The 20,071-nt window shown below is 70.3% G+C and carries 15 protein-coding genes; 6 read left to right on the top strand and 9 right to left on the bottom strand.

The window, feature by feature from the left end; all coding sequences use genetic code 11:
* Nucleotides 1-329: 329 nt before the first annotated feature.
* The 5 genes from VIL67_RS00125 to uxaC form a co-directional block, all read right to left on the bottom strand.
* Nucleotides 330-2,651, bottom strand: coding sequence for a TonB-dependent receptor (locus VIL67_RS00125; protein WP_332046809.1), 2,322 nt, complete (start codon nucleotides 2,649-2,651; stop codon nucleotides 330-332).
* Between the two features lie 83 nt (nucleotides 2,652-2,734).
* Entirely contained in the window at nucleotides 2,735-3,709 is a 975-nt protein-coding gene (locus tag VIL67_RS00120) for a FecR family protein (protein WP_332046808.1), read from the bottom strand.
* Nucleotides 3,710-3,806: 97 nt separating this feature from the next.
* Complete coding sequence (locus tag VIL67_RS00115) at nucleotides 3,807-4,352, bottom strand: RNA polymerase sigma factor (RefSeq protein WP_332046807.1); 546 nt, start codon at nucleotides 4,350-4,352, stop codon at nucleotides 3,807-3,809.
* A 94-nt stretch (nucleotides 4,353-4,446) separates the two neighbouring features.
* Nucleotides 4,447-5,505 (bottom strand): LacI family DNA-binding transcriptional regulator, encoded by a 1,059-nt coding sequence (locus VIL67_RS00110; protein WP_332046806.1) that lies wholly within the window; start codon nucleotides 5,503-5,505, stop codon nucleotides 4,447-4,449.
* Between the two features lie 68 nt (nucleotides 5,506-5,573).
* Nucleotides 5,574-7,022 (bottom strand): glucuronate isomerase, encoded by a 1,449-nt coding sequence (uxaC, locus tag VIL67_RS00105; protein ID WP_332046805.1) that lies wholly within the window; start codon nucleotides 7,020-7,022, stop codon nucleotides 5,574-5,576.
* Nucleotides 7,023-7,099: 77 nt separating this feature from the next.
* Between uxaC and VIL67_RS00100 the strand changes: the two genes are divergently transcribed.
* The 5 genes from VIL67_RS00100 (at nucleotide 7,100) to VIL67_RS00080 (ending at nucleotide 13,050) form a co-directional block, all read left to right on the top strand.
* Nucleotides 7,100-8,587, top strand: coding sequence for a UxaA family hydrolase (locus VIL67_RS00100; protein ID WP_332046804.1), 1,488 nt, complete (start codon nucleotides 7,100-7,102; stop codon nucleotides 8,585-8,587).
* Complete coding sequence (locus VIL67_RS00095) at nucleotides 8,584-10,041, top strand: mannitol dehydrogenase family protein (protein WP_332046803.1); 1,458 nt, start codon at nucleotides 8,584-8,586, stop codon at nucleotides 10,039-10,041. Before VIL67_RS00100 ends, VIL67_RS00095 begins: the two co-directional genes overlap by 4 nt.
* A 122-nt stretch (nucleotides 10,042-10,163) precedes the next feature.
* A complete protein-coding gene (locus tag VIL67_RS00090) occupies nucleotides 10,164-10,967 on the top strand; it encodes a 2-keto-4-pentenoate hydratase (protein WP_332046802.1) in 804 nt (267 codons plus the stop codon).
* Nucleotides 10,968-10,990: 23 nt separating this feature from the next.
* Nucleotides 10,991-12,274, top strand: coding sequence for an MFS transporter (locus VIL67_RS00085; protein ID WP_332046801.1), 1,284 nt, complete (start codon nucleotides 10,991-10,993; stop codon nucleotides 12,272-12,274).
* A 107-nt stretch (nucleotides 12,275-12,381) separates the two neighbouring features.
* A complete protein-coding gene (locus tag VIL67_RS00080) occupies nucleotides 12,382-13,050 on the top strand; it encodes a class I SAM-dependent methyltransferase (RefSeq protein ID WP_332046800.1) in 669 nt (222 codons plus the stop codon).
* Here the strand turns inward: VIL67_RS00080 and kduD are convergent.
* The 3 genes from kduD to VIL67_RS00065 form a co-directional block, all read right to left on the bottom strand.
* Nucleotides 12,999-13,757: a 2-dehydro-3-deoxy-D-gluconate 5-dehydrogenase KduD gene (gene kduD, locus VIL67_RS00075; protein ID WP_332046799.1), complete on the bottom strand. Its 759-nt coding sequence runs from the start codon at nucleotides 13,755-13,757 to the stop codon at nucleotides 12,999-13,001. The two genes, VIL67_RS00080 and kduD, sit on opposite strands and share 52 nt — an antisense overlap.
* A 10-nt stretch (nucleotides 13,758-13,767) precedes the next feature.
* Nucleotides 13,768-14,613, bottom strand: a complete 846-nt coding sequence (gene kduI / locus VIL67_RS00070) for a 5-dehydro-4-deoxy-D-glucuronate isomerase (RefSeq protein ID WP_332046798.1) — start codon at nucleotides 14,611-14,613, stop codon at nucleotides 13,768-13,770.
* Nucleotides 14,614-14,952: 339 nt separating this feature from the next.
* Nucleotides 14,953-16,251: a spinster family MFS transporter gene (locus VIL67_RS00065; protein WP_332046797.1), complete on the bottom strand. Its 1,299-nt coding sequence runs from the start codon at nucleotides 16,249-16,251 to the stop codon at nucleotides 14,953-14,955.
* 254 nt (nucleotides 16,252-16,505) lie between these two features.
* Here VIL67_RS00065 and VIL67_RS00060 point away from each other — a divergent pair, with 254 nt between their 5' ends.
* Complete coding sequence (locus VIL67_RS00060) at nucleotides 16,506-18,398, top strand: PAS domain-containing sensor histidine kinase (RefSeq protein ID WP_332046796.1); 1,893 nt, start codon at nucleotides 16,506-16,508, stop codon at nucleotides 18,396-18,398.
* Here the strand turns inward: VIL67_RS00060 and VIL67_RS00055 are convergent.
* Nucleotides 18,395-19,894 (bottom strand): carboxylesterase/lipase family protein, encoded by a 1,500-nt coding sequence (locus VIL67_RS00055; RefSeq protein WP_332046795.1) that lies wholly within the window; start codon nucleotides 19,892-19,894, stop codon nucleotides 18,395-18,397. The genes VIL67_RS00060 and VIL67_RS00055 overlap by 4 nt on opposite strands.
* Between the last annotated feature and the right edge of the window lie 177 nt (nucleotides 19,895-20,071).

The raw sequence follows: 20,071 nt of genomic DNA, 5'->3' as shown, positions 1-20,071 counted from the left end.
ACCGGCGCGCATTGACCTGATCGGCGCCAGAAGCGCCAACGCGACCCGAGCCAGCCGCAATCAACAAAGGGGAGCCTAGCACCGGCTTGCGGATCGGCCAACTGAACTATGCGGGCGCCGCATGCGACAAGGCGCGGCCCCCGGCGCTCTCCTTCGCCGGGGCCGCGCTCGTCCGAAACGGCGCGAGTGTTGGGCTCGGATCGCGCGCCGTCTCGATTCTTTCGGGCCTCGTGGTCAGCGGGGTCCGGATACCGGCCTCTCCAGAAGGCCGGGATCGTGGTGAAGACGGCGCCCGGCCCCCGCATCCCCAGGTCGCCTGCGAAAAAACTTCAGTAGGCGAGGAACGCCGTCAGGCCGACGGTCCGCGGCCGCTGCGGGGTCACCTGCGGCTCCTTCCGGAACGGATTGCCGAACGCGAAGGTGTCGCCAAAGGCGTTCGTGGGGTTGCTGACGAAGGCCTGCAGGCCGAAGCGGCCCCGGCTGACCTCCGCCACCAGCCGGCTGCGAACATAGCCGCCCATCCGCTGGGCGTCCGAGCGCTCCCAGCTGAGCCGTGAGCGGCCGAGGTAGGCGGCCTCGCCGGTCAGCCGCAGCAGCCAGTCGCCGGCGAGCGGACGCTCGTACGCCACCACGGCCGCGCCCGAGATCGCGGGGGCGCCGGGCAGCGCGTCGGCCAGGCCGCGCTCGAAGAACGGATTGGCGTCGCTGGTCCGCGTCTGGGTGATCCGCCCGTTGAGCTGGGTCGAGAGGTTCTCGGTCCAGCGGAAGGCGAGCTCGGTTTCCAAGCCCAGGATCTGGGCGTCGCCGGCGTTGATGGCGAAGGGGATGCCGGAGCGGCGGAACTGGTCGGTCTGGATGTTGCGCCAGGCGTCGTAGAAGAGCGCCGAATTGATCGCCAGGCGGAGCTCGGGAAACTGCAGCTTCGCCCCGAGTTCAGCGTGGCGCAGCCGGTCCGGCGTATAGGTGGCGAGTTGCTCCGGCTCCACCGGGCGCGCCCCGCCAGAATTGAAGCCGCCGGGACGGTGACCCTCGGAGAATACGCCATAGAAGAGGTCGCCCTCGGGCGTCTCGTACTGGACCGACAGCTTGGGCGAGAAGCTTGTGAAGTCGCGGCTCAGCTCGAAGCTGCGCGGCCCCCAGCGCTCGGAGATCACGTTGGAGGCCGTGCGGGTGCTGTGCGTGAAGACTCGGCCTCCCAAGGCTACGGTCCAGCCCGGCGCGAGCCGGAAGGCCGCCTCTCCATAGGCCGCGAACTCGCGCATGCGGTCGCGCCGGTCGTCGGAATAGACCGGGACGTCGATCCGCTGTCCCGCCAGGCTGTTCTGCGCCAGCAGCTCGCTAGGCGAGTGGGCCGAGGTGGCCGAGCCGTAGAGCCCGACCAGCCACTCCAGGCGCTCGCCGTCGTAGGAGACGAACATGTCGTGCACCAGCATGCGGGTGCGGCTGCGCTCGGAGTAGGCCGCCGTCGTTGCGAAGCTGGTGTAGGTCTCCTGGACCGAGGTGGCGTCGTAGAAGCTTCCGTAGGCGTGACGGACGAAGCCGGTGGACGAGGTGAACTGGAGGCCGCCGAGCGAGCCCTTCAGCGTGCCGGTCCCGAGCAGGATGTCGTTCACGTGCGGCTCGGGAATCCGGTTGCTGCGGTTCAGCCCCTTGCCAAGCGTGGTGTAGTGCGTGTCCTCGGACCGCAGGTGCTGCCCGGCGCCGGTGAGGGTCAGGGTCCAGTCGGCAAACGGCTGTACCACCAGGGCGGCGCGCCCGCCTTGCCGCTCGGTCCGGTCGACGTTGTTCCGCCCGAGGCTGATGTCGTCCAGCTGGCCGCCCTGGATCTCGTGGTAGCCGGACAGCCGCAGAGCCGCCACGTCGCGCCACACGGGCAGGTTCAGATAGGCCTGGGCCGCAAAGCTGGGCTCCCCGCCCTCGGTGGTGGCGCGGGTCCCGCGCACCTCGCCTTCGAAGGCGTTCGGGTCGGGCTTGCGGGTGACGATGCGATAGACGCCGCTCAACGAGCCCGCGCCATAGAGCGCGCCCTGCGGTCCCCGAGCCACCTCCACCCGCTCCACGTCGACCAGCCGCAGGTCGGGGTCCGGCGCGTTGTAGTTCAGCGGGATGTCGTCGAGGTAGGTGGCCACCGTCGAGCGGGTCCGCCCGGTATAGGCGCCGTCCGCCAGCCCGCGGAGCAGCAGCTTGTTGCGGCCAGGGCCCAGGTTGGTGGCCAGCACGCCGGCGAGCTGCGGCGAGGCGTCGGCGATGTCAGTGGCCCCGGCCCGCTCCAGATCTCGCCCTGAGGCCGCCGAGATGGCGACCGCCAGCTGGCGTGGGTTGCGCACCCGCTTGGTCGCCGTGACGAGCAGCTCCGACAAGGTCGTCGGTCGCGGAGCGGCCTGCGCCGGTTCGGCCCGGCGCGGAGTGACCTCCACAGTGCGGGCGGCCACGAGACGCCAGGCGCACGGCGCGTCGGCCAACAGCCGGTCGAGGGCCTGCTCCAGAGTGAAGCTGCCGACCAGGGCCGGCCCGACCTCGCCGTCACAGGCGCGGGCGCCGACGAGGGTGATGTTGGCCTGCTGAGCCAAGTCGATCAGAGCTTCGGAATAGGGCTTCGGCTCGATCCGGAAGCGAACAGGCGCGGTCGCCGCCTGGCTGGAATCAGCCAAGCCAAGGGCCACGCCGACACCCGTCAACGCGGCGGCAAATTCCCGTCGCCTGGAGATGGTTCGTCCGCCCTAACCGCTTGGCGCTACTTCTTGAGAAGCCGCAGCCCCCGCTCGGAAGGTACTGATCTTATGGGCAGCATCAAGGACAAGCGCTGCGTCACGGCGCCCGGGTCGTCGAGCACGATGACGCCGGTGATCGGAATGTTCGCAAGCTCGGCGTCGGCGATCTCGATCTGTTGCGCGAACTGCCGGTTCAAGTCGGCCACGACCTTGCCCAGGGGCTCGTCGCGGTAGACCAGCCGGCCCGAGCGCCAGCTGAACGCCTCCTGCGGATCCACCCGGCTCAGCCGCGCCAGGCCGGATGCGGCGATGTCGAGCTTCTGGCCGGGCGTCAGCAGCACGGGCGCGCCGTGGCTCGCGGCGCTGGGCGTCACCTGGACCCTGCCCTCGGCCACGGTGACCGCGAGATCCCCGTCACGGCTGCGCACGTCGAATTGGGTGCCGACCACGCGCACCTCGTGGCCGATGGACGCGACGGTGAACGGCCGCGCCTTGTCCGCAGCCACCTGGAAGATCGCCTCCCCGTCCTCGAGCGCCACGCGTCGTTCGGAGCGCGCGAGGCTGACGGTCAGGCGGGTTTCGGCGTTGAGGTGGATGGTTGAGCCGTCCGCCAGCTTCACCGTTCGGTGCTGGCCGCGGCCGGTCTGGTAGAGGTCTGTGGGGGCCTGGGCGAGCATCGGCGGCAGGATGGCCAGGCCGAGCCCGGCGGCGACGGCGAACCCGCCGGCGCCCACCCACCAGCGGCGCGTGGACCCCTGTCGTGTGGCCCGGCGCCGCGCCGGCGTATCGATCTCGGACAGCACCGCCTCGGCCGCCGCCTCGTAAGCGTGCCAGACCGAGAGCGCCTCGCGATAGGCGGCGCCATTCTCCGGGCCCGCCGCCAGCCAGGCCTCAAAGGCCAGGCCGTCTTCCTCGGACACCTCAGCGCGCTGCAGGCGCGCAAGCCAGTCGGCGGCTTCGGCCGTCGCCCGCTCCTTCTGCGCCATGGTGCTGCTCATCCGTTCGCCTGTCCGAAGTGCGCCTGGGACGCGGGACTCACAGAGAGACGGCGCCGGCCGCCCCTCGCCCTAGGTGCGGCTGCAAATTCTGCACCGATCACGTGCGCAGCCTCTCAGCCAGGTTGCGGACGGCGGCCTGAATGTGCTGCTCGATCATCTTGCGCGACACCCCCATGGCGTCGGCGGTCTCTGCCTGGCTGCGCCCTTCCAGCTTGTGCAGGCGGAAGGCGCGCTGCTGCTGCGGCGGCAGCGCCTGGACGGCTTCGGCGAGCAGGCGCATGCGTTCGCGGGACAGGAGCACCTCGTCTGCGGCCGGCTCACGCACCACGTCGTCGCCGCCGATGGAGACCACCGTCTCGCGCCGCCACTCGCCGTCCCGTCGGGCCGAGCGTTGGACGCTGCGCGCCTGGTCGGTGAGCAGGTTGGCCGCCATCTTGTAGAGCAGCGCGGCCGGCGACCTCACCTCGCTCTTCAGCTCGGCGGTCGCGAGCTTCACGTAGAGGTCCTGCACCAGGTCCTCCGCCGCCGCCATGGAGCGGGTGCGCGACGCCAGGAACAGCAGCAGGGCCTCGCGCCGTTCGAAGAAGGCGCGCAGCAGCGGGTTGTCCTCAGCGCGCCCGTTGGACGGCTCAGCAGGTTCCAATCCGCCTTCCCCCCTAGTTCGCCAACTGCGGGTCTTTCGGGTGCGGTATGGCCGAAACGCCAGGAATAGCAACGCCCCGCAGCGGGGGACGCGTTCAGGCGGGGGGCGCGGCCGACTCGCGGACGATGAGGGTGGGCTCGAACTCCGATGGCTCCGCCCTCGCCTCGGCCTCCGGGTCGCGCAGCAGCATCTGCGCGGCCACCTTGCCGATCTCCCGGATCGGCAGGCGCACGCTGGTCAGCGGCGGGAACAGGCGGGGCGCGGTCGGACTGTCGTCATAGCTGACCACGGACAGGTCCTTGGGAATCGCCAGGCCGGCTTCGCGGGCGGCCTGATAGACGCCGGCGGCCATCTCGTCGTTGCCGGTGAAGATCGCGGTGGGTCTGGGCGAGAGCGCGAAGAGCCGCCGAGCGCACTCCACGCCCGAATCGAAGGTATAGCGCCCCTCCACGGAATAGGCGCCCTCCAGCCCGACCCCGCCTTCGGCGAGCCCTTCTACAAAACCCGCCCGTCGCTCGTGGGCGGACCGGAAGGTGTTGGGGCCCGAGATGTGCGCCACCACCTTGTGGCCAAGCTCCACCAGGTGCTTGGCCGCCTGGTAGCCGCCATGGCGGTCGTGGGTGACCAGGCTGGAGTCCGGCTCGTCGAGCGGGATGCCGGCGATGCGGACATAGGGGCAGTCCAGCTCGGTCAGCAGTTCGGCCACCCGTTCGTCCTCGGACACGGACGGCGGCATAACCACGCCGAACAGCTTCTGCCGCTCCACGAACCCGCGCACGTCGGCGAGGAAGGTGGGGCTGGAGCGATCGCAGGGGTGCACCAGCAGCTCGAAGCCGGAACCGCGCACGGCGTCCAGGATGCCCTGCTGCATGTCGATGACGTACTGGGGGCTCGGGTTGTCGTAGACCATTCCGATCAGGAACGAGCGGCGGAAGGCGAGGCCCCGGGCCTGCGGGTCAGGGGCGTAGCCCAGCTCGGCGATGATCGCATTCACCCGCTCGCGGGTGTCGGCCTTCACGAACGGCGATTGGTTGATCACCCGCGAGACGGTCTTCTTCGAGACCTGCGCCAGGCGGGCGATGTCGTTGATCGTCGGACGCTTGGCGGCGTCCCACACCAGCGCCGGGCGCGATGCATTCGAAGCTTCGGTCAACGGGCGTCTGGCCTCCGGTCACGCAACCTGTAGCGCCGGAGGCCGGCGCAGGCCAACAGGCTGCACCTTCAGACGGCGTGCGCCAAGGGGGCTGGCGACGGTTGATCCAGCTTATAGGCGCGCCTGGGCAGGTTGTAGGCGAGGTCGATCGCCACGTCGCGGGCTTCGTCCTCATCCAGCCGATGCTCGGCCACCAGCCTGGCCAGGAAGGCGCAATCGATCCGCCGGGCCACGTCGTGACGCGCCGGGATCGACAGGAAGGCCCGCGTGTCATCGTTGAAGCCGACCGTGTTGTAGAAGCCCGCCGTTTCGGTGGTCTGCTCCCGGAACCGGCGCATGCCTTCCGGGCTGTCGTGGAACCACCACGAAGGGCCGAGCCGCAGGATGGGATAGTGGCCGGCGAGCGGGGCGAGCTCGCGGGAATAGCTGGTCTCGTCGAGGGTGAAGAGGATCACGGTGAGGTCGCGCTCATTGCCGAACCGGTCGAGCAGCGGCTTGAGCGCATGGACGTATTCCGTCCGGGTCGGGATGTCGGCGCCCTTGTCGCGCCCATAGCGGTCGAAGATCAGGCGGTTGTGGTTGCGGAACGAGCCGGGGTGGATCTGCATCACCAGGCCGTCGTCTAGGCTCATCTTCGCCATCTCGGTGAGCATCTGGGCGCGGAACAGCTCCGCCTCGGCCGCGGAGGCCTTGCCCGAGATCACCGTCTGGAACAGCCGCTCGGCCTCCGCGCGGGGCAGGTCGGCCGTGCGCGCGGTCGGATGCCCATGGTCGGTCGAGGTGGCGCCCGCTTCCATGAACTGCTGGCGCCGAAGGCGGTGCGCCTCGAGATAGCCGTCCCAGCTCATCACGTCCCGGCCGGTGATCTCACCGAAGGTGGCCAAGGCGGCCTGGAACTGCTCGTGCTCGCAGTCGATGACCGGATCGGGGCGGTAGGCCGTGATCACCTTGCCGCCCCAGCCGCTCGCGCGGATCGTGGCGTGGTGGTCGAGGCTCTCCTGCGGCCCCTCGGTCGTCGCCAGGGCCTCGATGCGGAAGCGGTCGAACAGGGCCCGCGGGCGGAAGGCGTCGCTGGCCAGCTTCTCGTTGATCCGGTCGTAGTAGTCGTCGGCGTTTTCGGCAGCGAGCGCTTCGGTGAAGCCGAACACCTCGCCGAACACGTGCGCGAGCCACATGGAGGACGGCGTCCCGCGGAAAAGATGCTGGTTCTCGGCGAAGATGCGCCAGGCCTTGCGCGGGTCGGCGCTCGAAAGGCCGACCCGGCTCGGCACCCCCAGGCTCTCCAGCGGGATGCCCTGCGAGTACAGCATCCGGTAGAGGTAGTGGTCGGGCGCCAGGAAGAGCTCCGTGGCGTTGGAGAACCGCTGGTTCAGCGCGAACCAGGAAGGATCCGTATGGCCGTGCGGACTGATGATCGGCAGGTCCCTCACCTCGGCATAGAGCCGGCGGGCCACGGCGCGCTGAGCGGGCTCGGGCGAGAACAGCCGGTCTTCGTGCAGGGTGAGCGGCCTGGGCATGGTGGTTCCTCTCAACGCTTGTCACTGCGATGTCGCGCGGGCTTGCCGCGTCTATGACACCGGTTACCATAGGTGTGATGAACTTAGCAGCCTCCCTCTTGCGGATCGACCCTCGCGACGACGTGGCCGTGGCGGTACAGGGCCTGATGGCCGGCGACCCGGTCGCCGATGGGGTCATGGCCCGCAGCGACGTCCCCGCTGGCCACAAGGTGGCGGTCCGGCCGGTGCGCGCGGGAGAGGCGGTGCGCAAGTATGGCTGGCCGATCGGCCGGGCGACGGCGGACATCCTGCCCGGCGACCACGTCCACACGCACAATGTGGCGACAGCGCTCGAGGGGCTCGACGCCTATGCCTATGAGCCGACGCCGACTGAGCCCCTGCCCCCGCCGCGCGAGCAGACCTTCATGGGGTACCGCCGCAAGACCGGCCGCGTCGGGACACGGAACGAGATCTGGATCCTGTCCACCGTCGGCTGCGTCTCGCGGACCGCGCAGAAGATCGCCGAGCGGGCCAACCGGCTGTTCGAAGGCCGCGTGGACGGGGTGCATGCCCTGACCCACCCCTTCGGCTGCTCGCAGCTCGGCGGGGACCTCGAGGCGACCCGGCGGATGACGGCGGCGCTCGCCGGCCACCCCAATGCGGGCGGGGTGCTGATCATCGGGCTGGGCTGCGAGAACAACCAGCTCTCCGCCCTGCTGGAGAGCGCGCCTCACCTGGATCGGGAGCGGCTGCGGTCCTTCACCACCCAGGTGGCCGAGGACGAGTACGAGGCGGGGCTGCAGGCGGTCGAGGAACTGGTCCGGGTCGCGGAGCAAGACCGGCGCGAACCCTGCCCCGTCTCGGATCTGGTGATCGGCCTGAAGTGCGGCGGCTCCGACGGGCTTTCCGGCCTGACCGCCAACCCGCTGGTGGGGCGCATCGCCGACAAGGTTTGCGCGGCCGGCGGCTCGGCCATCCTGACCGAGATCCCGGAGATCTTCGGGGCCGAGCGGCTGCTGATGGCCCGCGCCGAAACCGAGGCCGTCTACGCGGACGTGGCCGCGGTGGTGAACGACTTCAAGGGCTACTTCCTGGCCCATGGCGAGCCGGTCAGCGAGAACCCCTCGCCGGGCAATATCGCGGGCGGAATTACAACTCTGGAGGAAAAGTCGCTCGGGGCCGTCCAGAAGGCCGGCCGGGCGCCCGTGACGGAAGTGGTCCGCTACGGCGGCCAGATCGCCGGCAAGCCGGGCGTCGCCCTGCTCGAGGCGCCCGGCAATGACGCCGTCTCCTCAACGGCGCTCACCGCCGCGGGGGCCACGGTGATCCTGTTCACCACCGGACGGGGGACGCCGCTCGGCTTCCCGGCGCCCACCCTGAAGCTCGCCACCAACTCAGGTCTCGCTCAGCGCAAGCCGCACTGGATCGACTTCGACGCCGGCCGCATCGCCGCTGGCCAGACCCTGGACGAGGCCGCCGACGCCTTGATGGACCTCGTGGTCGCCACCGCCTCCGGCCAGCCCACCCGGGCCGAGGAGAACGGGGAGCGGGAGATCGCACTCTGGAAGCGGGGCGTGACGCTTTGAGCCGGCCGCGCCTTTCCAATGCGACCCTCCACCTCGTCCCGGACCACGTGGAGCGTCCCGCCTACGACCGCGCGGCGGCGGCCCTCGGCGTGGTGCACTTCGGCCCCGGCGCGTTCCACCGCGCGCACCAGGCCTGGTACTTCGATGAGATGCTGAAGGCCGGCGGCGCCTTCGCCGTTTGCGGCGTCGCGGTTCGCTCGTCGGATGTCGAGGATGCGCTGGCGCCGCAGGACGGGCTCTACACCCTGGCTGAGCGGGAGGCCGAGCCGCGCCTTCGGGTGATCGGCTCGATTAAGGCGGTGCTCACCGCGCCGCGGGCGCCGGAGCGCGTGCTGGCGCGGCTGGCGGACCCGATGGTCCGCATGGTCACCTCGACTGTAACCGAGAAGGGCTACTGCCTGACCCCGGCCGGCGACCTGGACCTCGAGCACCCGGACATCCGTCGGGACCTCGCGGGCGATCGCCATCCGGTCAGCTTCCCGGCGTGGCTCGCGGCTGGCCTGGCGGCCCGACGCGCCGCCGGGCTCGCCCCCTTCGTCGCCGTCAGCTGCGACAACCTCTCGGACAACGGCAAGCGGCTGCGCCGGGCGGTGGCGCAGTTCGCCGAGGCGAAGGGCGACCGCGACCTTGCCGCCTGGATCGCCGGCGAGGTCCGCTTCCCGTCGACCATGGTGGACAGCATCACGCCCGCCACCGACGACGACCTGCGGGCCCGGGTGGGCGACGAACTGGGACTGGAGGACGCCTGGCCGATCCAGCGCGAGCGGTTCGTGCAGTGGGTGGTGGAGGACGAACTCGGGGGCGACGCAGAGGCCTTCGCGGCGGCCGGCGTCACCCTGACCCGTGACGTGGCGGCGTTCGAGAAGGCGAAGCTGCGGCTGCTGAATGGCGCGCACTCCACCCTGGCCTACCTGGGTCTGGGGCTCGGCCACGAGACGGTGGCCCAGGCGATGGCCGATCCGCGGCTCTCCGCCTTCGTGGAACGCATGATGCGGCAGGACATTGCGGCCACCCTGCCCGCCACCGCTGGCCTCGACCTCTCCGCCTATATCGCGGCGGTGCTGCAGCGCTTCCGCAATCCCGCCATCGCCCACCGCCTGGCGCAGATCGCCTGGGACGGCTCGCAGAAGCTGCCGTTCCGCATCCTGGAAACCACCGCCGAGGCGCTGGCCGCCAGGCGGCCGGTAGACCGACTGGCGACCGCCATCGCCGCCTGGGCGCGCTTCATACGGGCGCGCGCCCAGGCCGGGGAGTCGATCACCGATCCGATGGCCGACACACTGCTGGACCTCGGCAAGCGGATGAGGGGCGACCCGGCGTCCGACCTCGCCCCGCTGCTGGCGCTGAGCTCAGTCTTCCCGCCCGCCGTGACACAGGCCCCCGCGTTCCGCGTGGCGGTCGAGACCGCCTACGGCCGCCTCGAAGTGGATTCCGCCCAGGCGTTAGCCGTCTGATCGTCCCGCAGCCTCACCTTGATTTGAAAATGACACCGGTTTCCTATACCCCTGCTGAGACACCAGAAGACCGGCCGCAGGGCGGGAGGATGAGCGTTTTGACGAAGCCGGCGGCCACAACCATGCCAGAGGGCGCCGCCCTCGCCATCGCCCGGCGATTCGTCGATGCGAGAACGGGCGGCGAGGCTGTGACCACCTTCCCGGGGCCGCTGCCGCAGACCCTCGCCGAAGGGTACGAAACCCAGGAGGCCGCCATCGGGCTATGGCCTGGCGAGGTGGTCGGCTGGAAGATCGGCAAGGTGCCGCCCGCCGTTCAGGCGGAGGTGGGCGAGACCCGCCTCGTGGGACCCATCTTCGAAGGCCGGGTGCAGCAGCCCGCACCGGGCGAGGCCGGGACGTTCCGGACCATCCCTGGCGGCTTCGCCGCCGTCGAGGCCGAGGTGGTCATCCGCCTGGCCAAGGATGCGCCGGCCAACAAGTACGAGTGGACCCCTGAGGAGGCGGCCGAGCTCGTTGCTGAGATGCTGATAGGCTGCGAGATGGCCGGCAGCCCGCTCGCCACCATCAACGAGCTGGGGCCGCGGGTCGTCGTCTCCGACTTCGGCAACAACGCCGGCCTGATCCTCGGTCCGCCGATCCCCGGCTGGCGCGAACGCGCGCCCGAGAGCCTGACCTGCCGCACCCTGGTGAACGGCGTCGAAGTGGGAACCGGCTCGGCCGGCAACCTCGAAGGCGGTCCGCTGGGCTGCCTTGCCTGGATTCTGGGCCACACCGCCCGTCGCGGCCGACCGCTGCGGGCCGGGGCGCTGATCACCACCGGCCAACTGACCGGCATCCACGACGTGGCGCCGGGGGACCGAGCCGTCATCGACTTCGGCGCGCTGGGGCAGGTGCTTTGCACCGCCACCGACGCCCGCAACAAGTAAGAACATAACCAGGGAGGATGCCCGTGACCGCTGAGGCGCAAGGGGCGCAGCCGATCGCCGTCAAGGTCGGCAACTATCGCTGGATCATCGTCGCCCTGCTCTTCACGGCGATGGTGATCAACTACGTGGACCGGCAGATGCTGGGCCTGCTGAAGCCGACCCTCGAGAAGGAGCTCGGCTGGAGCGAGACCACCTATGCCGACATCGTCTTCTGGTTCCAGGCCGCCTATGCGTTGAGCTACGCCGTCTTCGGCCGGTTCGTGGACCGCATCGGCGCGCGGATGGGCTTCGCCGCGGCCTTCATCATCTGGACCATAGGCCACATCAGCTGCGCCTTCGCCAAGTCGGCCGGCGGCTTCATCGCCGCGCGCGTGGTGCTGGGCATCGGCGAGGGTGGCGGCTTCCCGGCCGGCATCAAGGCGGTCACCGAGTGGTTCCCCAAGAAGGAGCGCGCCTTCGCAACCGGCGTGTTCAACGCCGGCACCAACATCGGCGCCATCGTCACCCCGCTGGTGGTCCCCGGCATCGTGCTGACCATGGGCTGGCAGGCGGCCTTCATCATCACCGGCGTGGTCAGCCTCGTCTGGCTGCCGGTCTGGTGGTTCGTCTACAAGCGCCCGCGCGAGCAGTCGAAGCTGTCGGCCGCCGAACTCGCCTACATCGAGCAGGATCCTGCCGACCCGGTCCAGCACGTGCCCTGGAGCAAGCTGATCCGGGTCAAGGAAACCTGGGCCTACGCGCTTGGCAAGTTCCTGATCGACCCGATCTGGTGGATGTACCTGTTCTGGCTGCCGGACTTCCTCTCCAAGCGCTATGGCCTGGACCTGAAGACCTTCGGCCCGCCGCTGATCGCCATCTACCTGCTGTCCGACTTCGGCAGCGTGGGCGGCGGCTGGCTCTCTTCTCGCTTCATGCAGCGGGGCATGAGCATCAACGCCGCGCGCAAGCTGACCATGCTGATCTGTGCGGTCTGCGTGACGCCGATCGCCTTCGCGATGTACGCCGACAACGTCTGGCTGGCGGTGGGCATCATCGGCCTGGCGACGGCGGCCCACCAGGGCTTCTCGGCCAACCTCTACACCCTGCCCTCCGACGTCTTCCCGCGCGCCGCCGTGGGCTCGGTGATCGGCATCGGCGGCATGATCGGCGGCATCGGCGGCATGGCCATGTCCAAGTACGCCGGCTGGGTGCTGGAGAAGATCGGCAGCTACACCCCGATCTTCGTCGTGGCCGCCTCGGCCTACCTGCTGGCCCTGCTGGTGGTGCACCTGCTCAGCCCGCGCATGACGCCGGCCAAGCTGGACTAAGGCGCGGAACAACCCGGCTCCAAGGCGGCGGTCCAGCCAGGCTGGGCCGCCGTTCTTGTTTGCGCACGGCGCTCGCGTCACTGAAGGATCCGGCCAGGGGGGACGCGATGACGACACGCCGCTTCACCGGAACCGACGGCTACGCCCAGGAGGCCGCGGCGGCATTTGACCGCTACGACGCGCTCCCCTTTGAGCACGTCCACCGCGCCGCCCTGCACCTCTTCCCGGAACGCCCCTCTCGCGTGCTCGACATTGGAGCGGGCACAGGCCGCGACGCCGGCTGGTGGGTGGCGCGCGGCGCGCGAGTGGTCGCCGCCGAGCCCACCGACGAGCTTCGGGAGCCCGCTCGGCTCAGGCATCCCTCTCCCGCCATCACCTGGCTAGGCGACGGACTGGCGGAGCTTTCCGCGGTGCATGCCCTGCAGCTGACCTTCGAGCTGGTCATGTGCACCGGCGTCTGGATGCACCTGGACCAAGCCGAGCGCCGGCGGGCCATGAGGGCCACGGCTCCGCTGCTCGGCCCCGCCGGCCAGCTCTCCATCTCCCTACGCCACGGACCCGTTCCGGAAGGCCGGCGCATGTTCGAGGTCACAGGGGCCGAGACACGAGCCCTGGCGGCGGAGCATGGCCTGAACTGCCGGCTCGAGGTGGACCAGGAGTCGATCCAGCCCAGCAACCGCAACGCCGGCGTGACCTGGACCTACCTCCTATTCGAACGGTCTTGTCAGCGGGCGAGCCAGCCGCCGTCCACCGGCACCACGGCGCCGTGCATGTAGTCGGCCGCGGCGCTGGCCAGGAACACCGCCGCGCCGCCCAGGTCCTCGGGCCGGCCCCAGCGGCCGGCCGGGATGCGGGCCAGGATATCCTTGTTGCGGCTCTCGTCGGCGCGCAGCGCCTCGGTGTTGTTGGTGGCGAAATAGCCGGGCGCGATGGCGTTGACGTTGATCCCCTTGGCCGCCCACTCGTTGGCCAGCAGCTTGGTAAGGCCCGCGATGCCGCTCTTGGACGCCGTGTAGGACGCCACCCGAATGCCGCCCTGGAAGCTCAGCATCGAGGCGATGTTGATGATCTTCCCCGCGCCCTTCTCCACCATCACCCGGGCCGCGGCCTGGCTGAGGAAGAAGGCCGACTTCAGGTTCACGTCGATCACCGCATCCCAGTCCGCTTCGGTGAACTCCAGGGCGTCGGCGCGGCGGATGATGCCGGCGTTGTTCACCAGGATATCGAGCCCGCCCAGACCGTCGACCGTCTCGCGCACGATCCTTCCGATCGGTTCGGTGGAGCCCAGATCCGCGCCAATCGCCAGGAACCGGCGGCCGGTGGCCTCCACGACCTTCTGGGTCTCGTCCATGGCTGAGCGGCCCACGGCGGCCACGTCCGCGCCAGCGCTCGCCAGGGCCACGGCGATCGCCTGGCCAAGGCCGGTGTTGGCGCCCGTGACCACCGCCACCTTGCCGGCGAGGCTGAACAGTTCGGTGCTCATGGCGCGACGCCTACTTCAGCTGGCAGATGTCGAGGACGTTCATGTCGGTGTAGTCGAGGTTCTCGCCGCCCATGGCCCAGATGAAGCCGTAGGCCGAGGTGCCCGCGCCCATGTGGATGGACCACGGCGGGGAGATCACCGCCTCGTTGTTGCTCATCACCACGTGGCGCATGGCGTCCGGCTCGCCCATGAAGTGGAAGACGCGGTTATCGCCCTCGAGGCCGAAGTAGAAGTAGATCTCGCTGCGCCGGTCGTGGAGGTGCGGCGGCATGGTGTTCCAGACGCTGCCCGGCTTCAGGATGGTGACGCCCAGCAGCAGCTGCGCCGACTTGCACACGCCCGGGATGATGTACTGGTAGATGGTCCGCTCGTTCGACTGCTCGGGCGTGCCGCGCTCCAGCGGGTTGGCCTTGTCGATCGAGATGTGCTGCGCCTCGAGGCGCACGTGGCAGGGCAGCGAGACCAGGTAGAACAGCGCCGGAGCGGCGGCGTCGGCGCTCTCAAAGGTCACCGTCTCCGAGCCCATCGGCACGTAAAGGCCGTCGCGCGGGGCGAGCTCGAAGACCTGGCCGTCCACGGAGATGCGGCCGGCGCCGCCGACGTTCACCACGCCGAGCTCGCGCCGCTCCAGGAACGGGTGGCCCTTGGCCGATTCCGGCTCGCTCTGCACCGGCAGGGTGAGAGCCGCCGACGTCGGGGCGGCGCCGCCGATCACGAAGCGCTCGTTGTGTGAATAGTTCAGGCTGATCCGGCCCGGCTGGAACAGGCCGCCGACCAGATACCGGTCGCGCAGCGTCTGGTTGTCCACACCGGCCATCATGTCCGGGTGCGTCGCGTGATAGACCTTGTCAAACATCGGCTCACTCCCTGTCGGGAGCTTTGGTAACCGGTGTCATACGGCTCCGCAATGGGTTGGGGGCCGTTTGAGGCCGGCGTTCAGCGCCGGCCGGAGGTCTTTCGGGAGAACACGCGCGGGGGGTTTACGGCCGCCGGGAGGCCGGTGTCCGGCCGCGCCCAGCGCCACTCGTAGGGGCGCAGCCACACCCAGCCGCCTTCGCTTAGGCGTCGGGGCGCCAGCGCATAGCTCCGGATCCACGGCGTCTCGCTTACGTCACTCACAACTCGACCCGACTCAGAATGGTGTCCCTGCGAACCATCCTAGACGAGACGGCGCCGACGCGCTGCGTCCCCAGGGTCACAGATTGTGGGCGAGCCGCTTGTCCCTGTTGATAGAGGCCGCCGCCGCCAGGTGGCAGAGGATGGTGATCACGATGATCGGCACGAGGGCGATGAAGCCCACGGCCAGGGAATCCTCGCCGTACTGCGGCTTCGCCCAGTCCGAGATCCGACCCACGTAGACGGGGCCGACGCCCAGCCCGACCAGGTTGAGGATGAACAGCAGCACCGCGCCGGAAATGGTCCGGCGGGCCGGCGGCACGGCGTTCTGGACCACGGTGAGGGCCGGCGCGAGATACATGTTGTTGAGCAGCGCCGGGACGGCGATGAACAGCAGAGCCAGGGGCCAGGTGGGCGCCCAGACGATGCCGAACCAGAACGGGATGGTGATGGCGAAGGCGATCGCCGGCACCCAGGCGAACCAGCGGCGATCCTTCCGGCCGAGCCGGTCCACCAGCCAGCCAGCGGCGAAGGTGCCGATCATGCCGGTGACGCCCAGCACCAGCGAATAGTAGTTGGCCACCTCCGCCAGGGTCATCCCCTTCACCCGGATCAGGAACGGGGCGTTCCAGTTGAGGGCGGCGTAGCCCACGAAGGCGCTCATGGCGCTGGAGATCGCCGTCAGGATCAGGGTGCGCTGCTGGAAGAAGCCGCCGATCGCCTGGAAGAGCGGCGGCGCCGGCTCATGGCTCTCGCCCTCGCCGAGCACGTCGAAAGCGCCGCGCTTGGGCTCGCGGATCAGCAGCAGCAGCAGGACGGCCATGACCAGGCCGGGAATGCCCATGGCGTAGAAGGCCGTACGCCAGCCGTACGCCTCGGCGATGCGGCCGGCCGCGAAGGCGCCGATCATCGAGCCCGCGGGCACCCCCAGGGAGTAGATGGCCAGCGCCGTGCCGCGCTTCTCGGGCGGAAAGTAGTCGCTGATCAGCGAGTAAGACGGCGGGGAGCCGCCGGCCTCGCCGATGCCCACGCCCATCCGGAAGAGCGCCAGCTGCACGAAGTTCGTGGCCGTGCCGCAGAGGGCGGTGAACAGGCTCCAGAGCGCGCAGGCGCCGGAGATGATCCAGACGCGCTTCGCCCGGTCCGCCAGCCACGCCACCGGCAGGCCGAAGGTGGTGTAGAAGGCCGCGAAGGCGATGCCCCCCAGCATGCCGAGCTGGGTGTCGCTGAGGTTGAGGTCCTTCCTGATCGGCTCGGCCAGGATGGCCACGATCTGCCGGTCGAGGAAGTTCAGGGTGTAGACGACCGCCAGGACGAAGACGACGAGATAGCTGTAGCTCAGGCTCGACGGACGGCCTGCAGGCGCGGCGGTGGTCATGCGGAAAACTCCCCCTGGACCTCCGGCGCGGCCAGTCTTCTGGCTTCGAAGCGCCGGTATGCGTTTCCTTCGAAAGGCCTTGTGGCATGGGGCGTTGAGGTCGCCAAGAGGGCGCAGGAGGGCGGCGGTTGCGCATGGCCACGCTTGCGCGGGCGGCGATCTGGGGAGAGAAGCGCGACCTCGTGAGTTAAACCTTTAGCGTGCCCGTGGATCCGCCCTTCCCACCTTCCGCTTCCGCGTCCCAGGCCGAGCGGGTGAGCGCCGGCGACTGGGCGTCGACGCCGCTGGGCGAGCGCGCGCAGTGGCCCGCCTCGCTGCGGACCCTGGTCGCCTTCGTGCTCGCCAGCCGCCAGCCGGCCTTCCTGCTCTGGGGCCCGCGGCGGACGGTGATCTACAACGACGCCTACGCGCCGATCCTCGGCGACAAGCATCCGGCGGCGCTTGGCCGGGCGTTCTTCGACATCTGGCCGGAGGTGCGCGACGAGATCGGCCCGGTCATCGACGCCGCCTACGCCGGCCAGGCGAGCTTCTTCGAAGACCTGCCGGTGATCCTCGAGCGCAACGGCGCCGCCGCGCCAGCCTGGTTCACCTTCTCCTACACGCCCGCGACCGGCGACACGGGTTCGGTGGAGGGCGCGCTGTGCATCTGCCGCGAAACCACCGAGGCGGTGCTCGCCGAGCGCAGGTCGGCGTTCCTGCTCGAGCTGGAGCGGCGGTTGCGTCCCCTCACCGCTCCGCGGGAGATCATCGCCGAGGCCCAGCGGGCCCTGGGCGAGCATCTGGGGGCCAGCCGGGTCGGCTATGGCGACGTCGCGGAGGACGAGCGCTTCTTCACCACGGAGCACAACTGGACGGACGGCACGGTGGAGCATCACAGCGGCCTGCACGATCTGGCCGCCTTCGGCCCGCCCGTGCTCGCCGCGATGCGCCATGGCCAGACGCTGCGGGTCAACGACGCCACCACGGAACCGGCCTTCGCCGCACCGGAGGTGCAGGCGGCCTTCGCCGGCCTGGAGTTGAAGGCCTCACTGGTGGTGAGCCTGGTGAAGGGCGGTCGCCTCACCGCCGCCCTCTACGTGCACCAGAGCACGCCGCGCTGGTGGACCGACGACGAGGCGCGTCTGGTGGAGGAGGTCGCGGAGCGCACCTGGTCGGCGGTGGAGCGGGCCCGCGCCGAGAGCGCGCTGCGCAACAGCGAGGCGCGGTTCCGCGAGTTCTTCGAGACCGCCGGCGACGCCATCTTCGTGGAGGACGCGGACGCCCGGTACGTGGAGGTCAACGCCGCCGCCTGCCGGCTGCTGGGCTACAGCCGCGAGGAGCTGCTCTCCATGCGCGTCGAGGACGTGATGGGGCCGGAGAACATGCCGCGGGTGCTGGCCTGGCGCGCCTCGCCCCACCGCGAGCGGCCGGCGATGAGCGAATGGCGCGTGCGCCGCAAGGACGGCAGCCTCGTGGACGTGGAGATCAGCGCCGGGGTGCTCGCGGGCGGCGGCGTGGAAGCCGTCGTGCGCGACATCACCGCCCGGCGCGCGGCCGAAGCGCGTCAGCGGCTGATGATGAACGAGCTGAACCACCGGGTGAAGAACTCGCTGGCCACCGTCCAGGCGATCGCCGCCCAGACCCTGGGCGGGGACACGCCGGAGCCCACGCGCCGGGCCTTCACCGATCGGCTGATTGCGCTGGCCCAGGCCAACGACATCCTGATCGCGGAGGAGTGGGCGGGGGCGAGCCTCGCCGCCATCGCGCGGCAGGTGGCCAGCCCGCACAGCGATCCCGCCAGGCCGGATCGGTTTTCCTGCGAAGGTCCCGAGCTGCAACTGCCGCCGAAATCGGCCACGGCCCTGGCCCTGGCGCTCCACGAGCTGGCCACCAACGCCGCCAAATACGGCGGCCTCTCGCTCCCGGACGGCCAGGTCGAACTCACCTGGGCGATCGACGCCGAAGCGGACGAGCTGCGTCTGGTGTGGCGCGAGCGCGGCGGCCCGCCCGTCCGTGCGCCGGACCGGGCCGGCTTCGGCACCCGACTGATCCGCCGCGGCCTGGCCGCCGAGCTGCAGGCCAAGGTGGAGCTGGACTACGCCCCGGACGGGCTGGTGTGCACGGTGCGCGCTCCCCTGCCCCGTCCGGCGCCGACCCCCGTCCTTTAGCGCTTCAGGCTCCGCTCGACCCAGTCAAGCTGCGCCTTCAGGTGTTGCTCGCGCACCTGCACGCCGGCCACGCCGAACTCGATGGAGCTTTCCTTGGGCGCAAACCGCGGCCAGGCCGGGCCGCCCGCGCTGTCGGGGTCGCCCCGCTTGGCGAAGGCGGCCCAGTAGGCGTTCATCGCCCGTGAAACCGGCAGGTCCTCGGCGACGAACTTCTGCTTCGCTCCGCCCCAGACGTACTTGATCTCGGCCGTATGGGCCGCGCCCAGCGAGGTCGCCCGATCGGCCGGCGTGACGTAGGAGAAGTAGTAGAGCCAGGCCGGCGCCCCCGCCTGGGAATGGATGCGCGCCAGGTTGCGGTCAGGCTCGGTGATGAACTGGGCGGTGGCCAGGCGGTGGACGATGCGGGCCCTGTCGCCAGTGTTGTCGGGGTCGAAGGCGGCGAGCATCGACGGCCGGGCGGCCTCGGGCACCAAGTCGAGCTGGGCGGGCTGGGGGCGGAAGAGGCTGGCCTCGTTGGAATTGCCGCCGAGGATCAGCGGGACCTTGGCCTGTCGTCCCGCCGCGAAGCCTTCGGCTATGCCGCTCGTGATGATTTTGCCGTCGAGTATCGGCGAGGGCCGCCCGGGCGCCGTCAGGCCGCCGCCGACCGGCAGCGCCGTGAGCGGCAGCTTGCGGAGCGCCGCGGCGGCCTCGGGCCCGGAGCCCTGCACGCCCGCCTTCTCCGCCAGCTGCACGGCGGTGGCCTCGGCGACCGCCAGCGGTGTCGGCTGGTGACGCGCGAACCCCGACTGGGAGATCGCCTTGTGGAACAGACCCCGGGCGTCCGGCGTCAGCATCAGATAGAACACCGAGATCGCCCCGGCCGACTCTCCGAAGATGGTGACGTTCTTCGGGTCGCCACCGAAGGCCCCGATGTTCTGCTGCACCCACCTGAGCGCCGCGATCTGGTCCATGATCCCGTAGTTGCCCGTGGGCCCCTCGCGGGTCAGCGCCGGATGCGCGAACCAGCCGGCCCGCCCGAGCCGGTAGTTCAGGCTGACGGTGATCACCCCCTGCTTGGCGAACTCGGTCCCGTCGTGCTCGGCCCCGAAGGCGCCGATGCTGTTGCCGGTGACGAAGGCGCCGCCGTGGATCCAGACCATCACCGGCAGCTTCGCGCCGGCCTTCGCGTTGGCCGGGCGGGTGACGTTCACGAACAGGCAGTCCTCGGACTGGGTGCAATTCGCGCCAGGCTTGGTCGCGTCCCGCACCACCGTCCACTCGGCGGGCGCGGCCGGCGGGCGCCAGCGCAGGTCGCCGACAGGCGGTGCGGCGTAGGGGATCCCCTGGAAGACGGCGACCCCGTCCGCGGCCGCCCCGCGCACCGCGCCCTGGGCGGTCTTCACCACCGGGCCGGCCGCCGCGGCGGCGGCGGCGGGCGCGGTCTGCGCCCCGCTAGGTGCGGCGGCGAGCATGGCAAGGGCCGCCGCTGCGGCCAGGACGCGTCGAAAAGTCATGATTTCCCCCGGAGGACAGCCTCCGGTCTGCCGCCGGAGCATACCCATTGTTCTACGCAAGCATGGGCCGCGTAAAGCCCTGCTCGCAGCGGGCGGCGGTAACAGGACTCAACATCCGGAGTTCTTGTGATAATCCACGCTCAAGCCGGGCGGCTGTGCAGGATCTGGATCCCTGGG

Origin of the sequence: Phenylobacterium sp., from assembly GCF_036563385.1 — a bacterium.
Classification (GTDB): Bacteria; Pseudomonadota; Alphaproteobacteria; order Caulobacterales; family Caulobacteraceae; genus Phenylobacterium.
This window is presented reverse-complemented; position numbering and strand designations above follow the sequence as displayed.

Coding starts and splice junctions, on each gene's coding strand:
- VIL67_RS00120 (WP_332046808.1), bottom strand. CDS start 3,709: ATGAGCAGCACCATGGCGCAGAAGGAGCGGGCGACGGCCGAAGCCGCC.
- uxaC (WP_332046805.1), bottom strand. CDS start 7,022: ATGCCCAGGCCGCTCACCCTGCACGAAGACCGGCTGTTCTCGCCCGAG.
- VIL67_RS00100 (WP_332046804.1), top strand. CDS start 7,100: ATGAACTTAGCAGCCTCCCTCTTGCGGATCGACCCTCGCGACGACGTG.
- VIL67_RS00090 (WP_332046802.1), top strand. CDS start 10,164: ATGCCAGAGGGCGCCGCCCTCGCCATCGCCCGGCGATTCGTCGATGCG.
- VIL67_RS00080 (WP_332046800.1), top strand. CDS start 12,382: ATGACGACACGCCGCTTCACCGGAACCGACGGCTACGCCCAGGAGGCC.
- kduD (WP_332046799.1), bottom strand. CDS start 13,757: ATGAGCACCGAACTGTTCAGCCTCGCCGGCAAGGTGGCGGTGGTCACG.
- kduI (WP_332046798.1), bottom strand. CDS start 14,613: ATGTTTGACAAGGTCTATCACGCGACGCACCCGGACATGATGGCCGGT.
- VIL67_RS00065 (WP_332046797.1), bottom strand. CDS start 16,251: ATGACCACCGCCGCGCCTGCAGGCCGTCCGTCGAGCCTGAGCTACAGC.
- VIL67_RS00055 (WP_332046795.1), bottom strand. CDS start 19,894: ATGACTTTTCGACGCGTCCTGGCCGCAGCGGCGGCCCTTGCCATGCTC.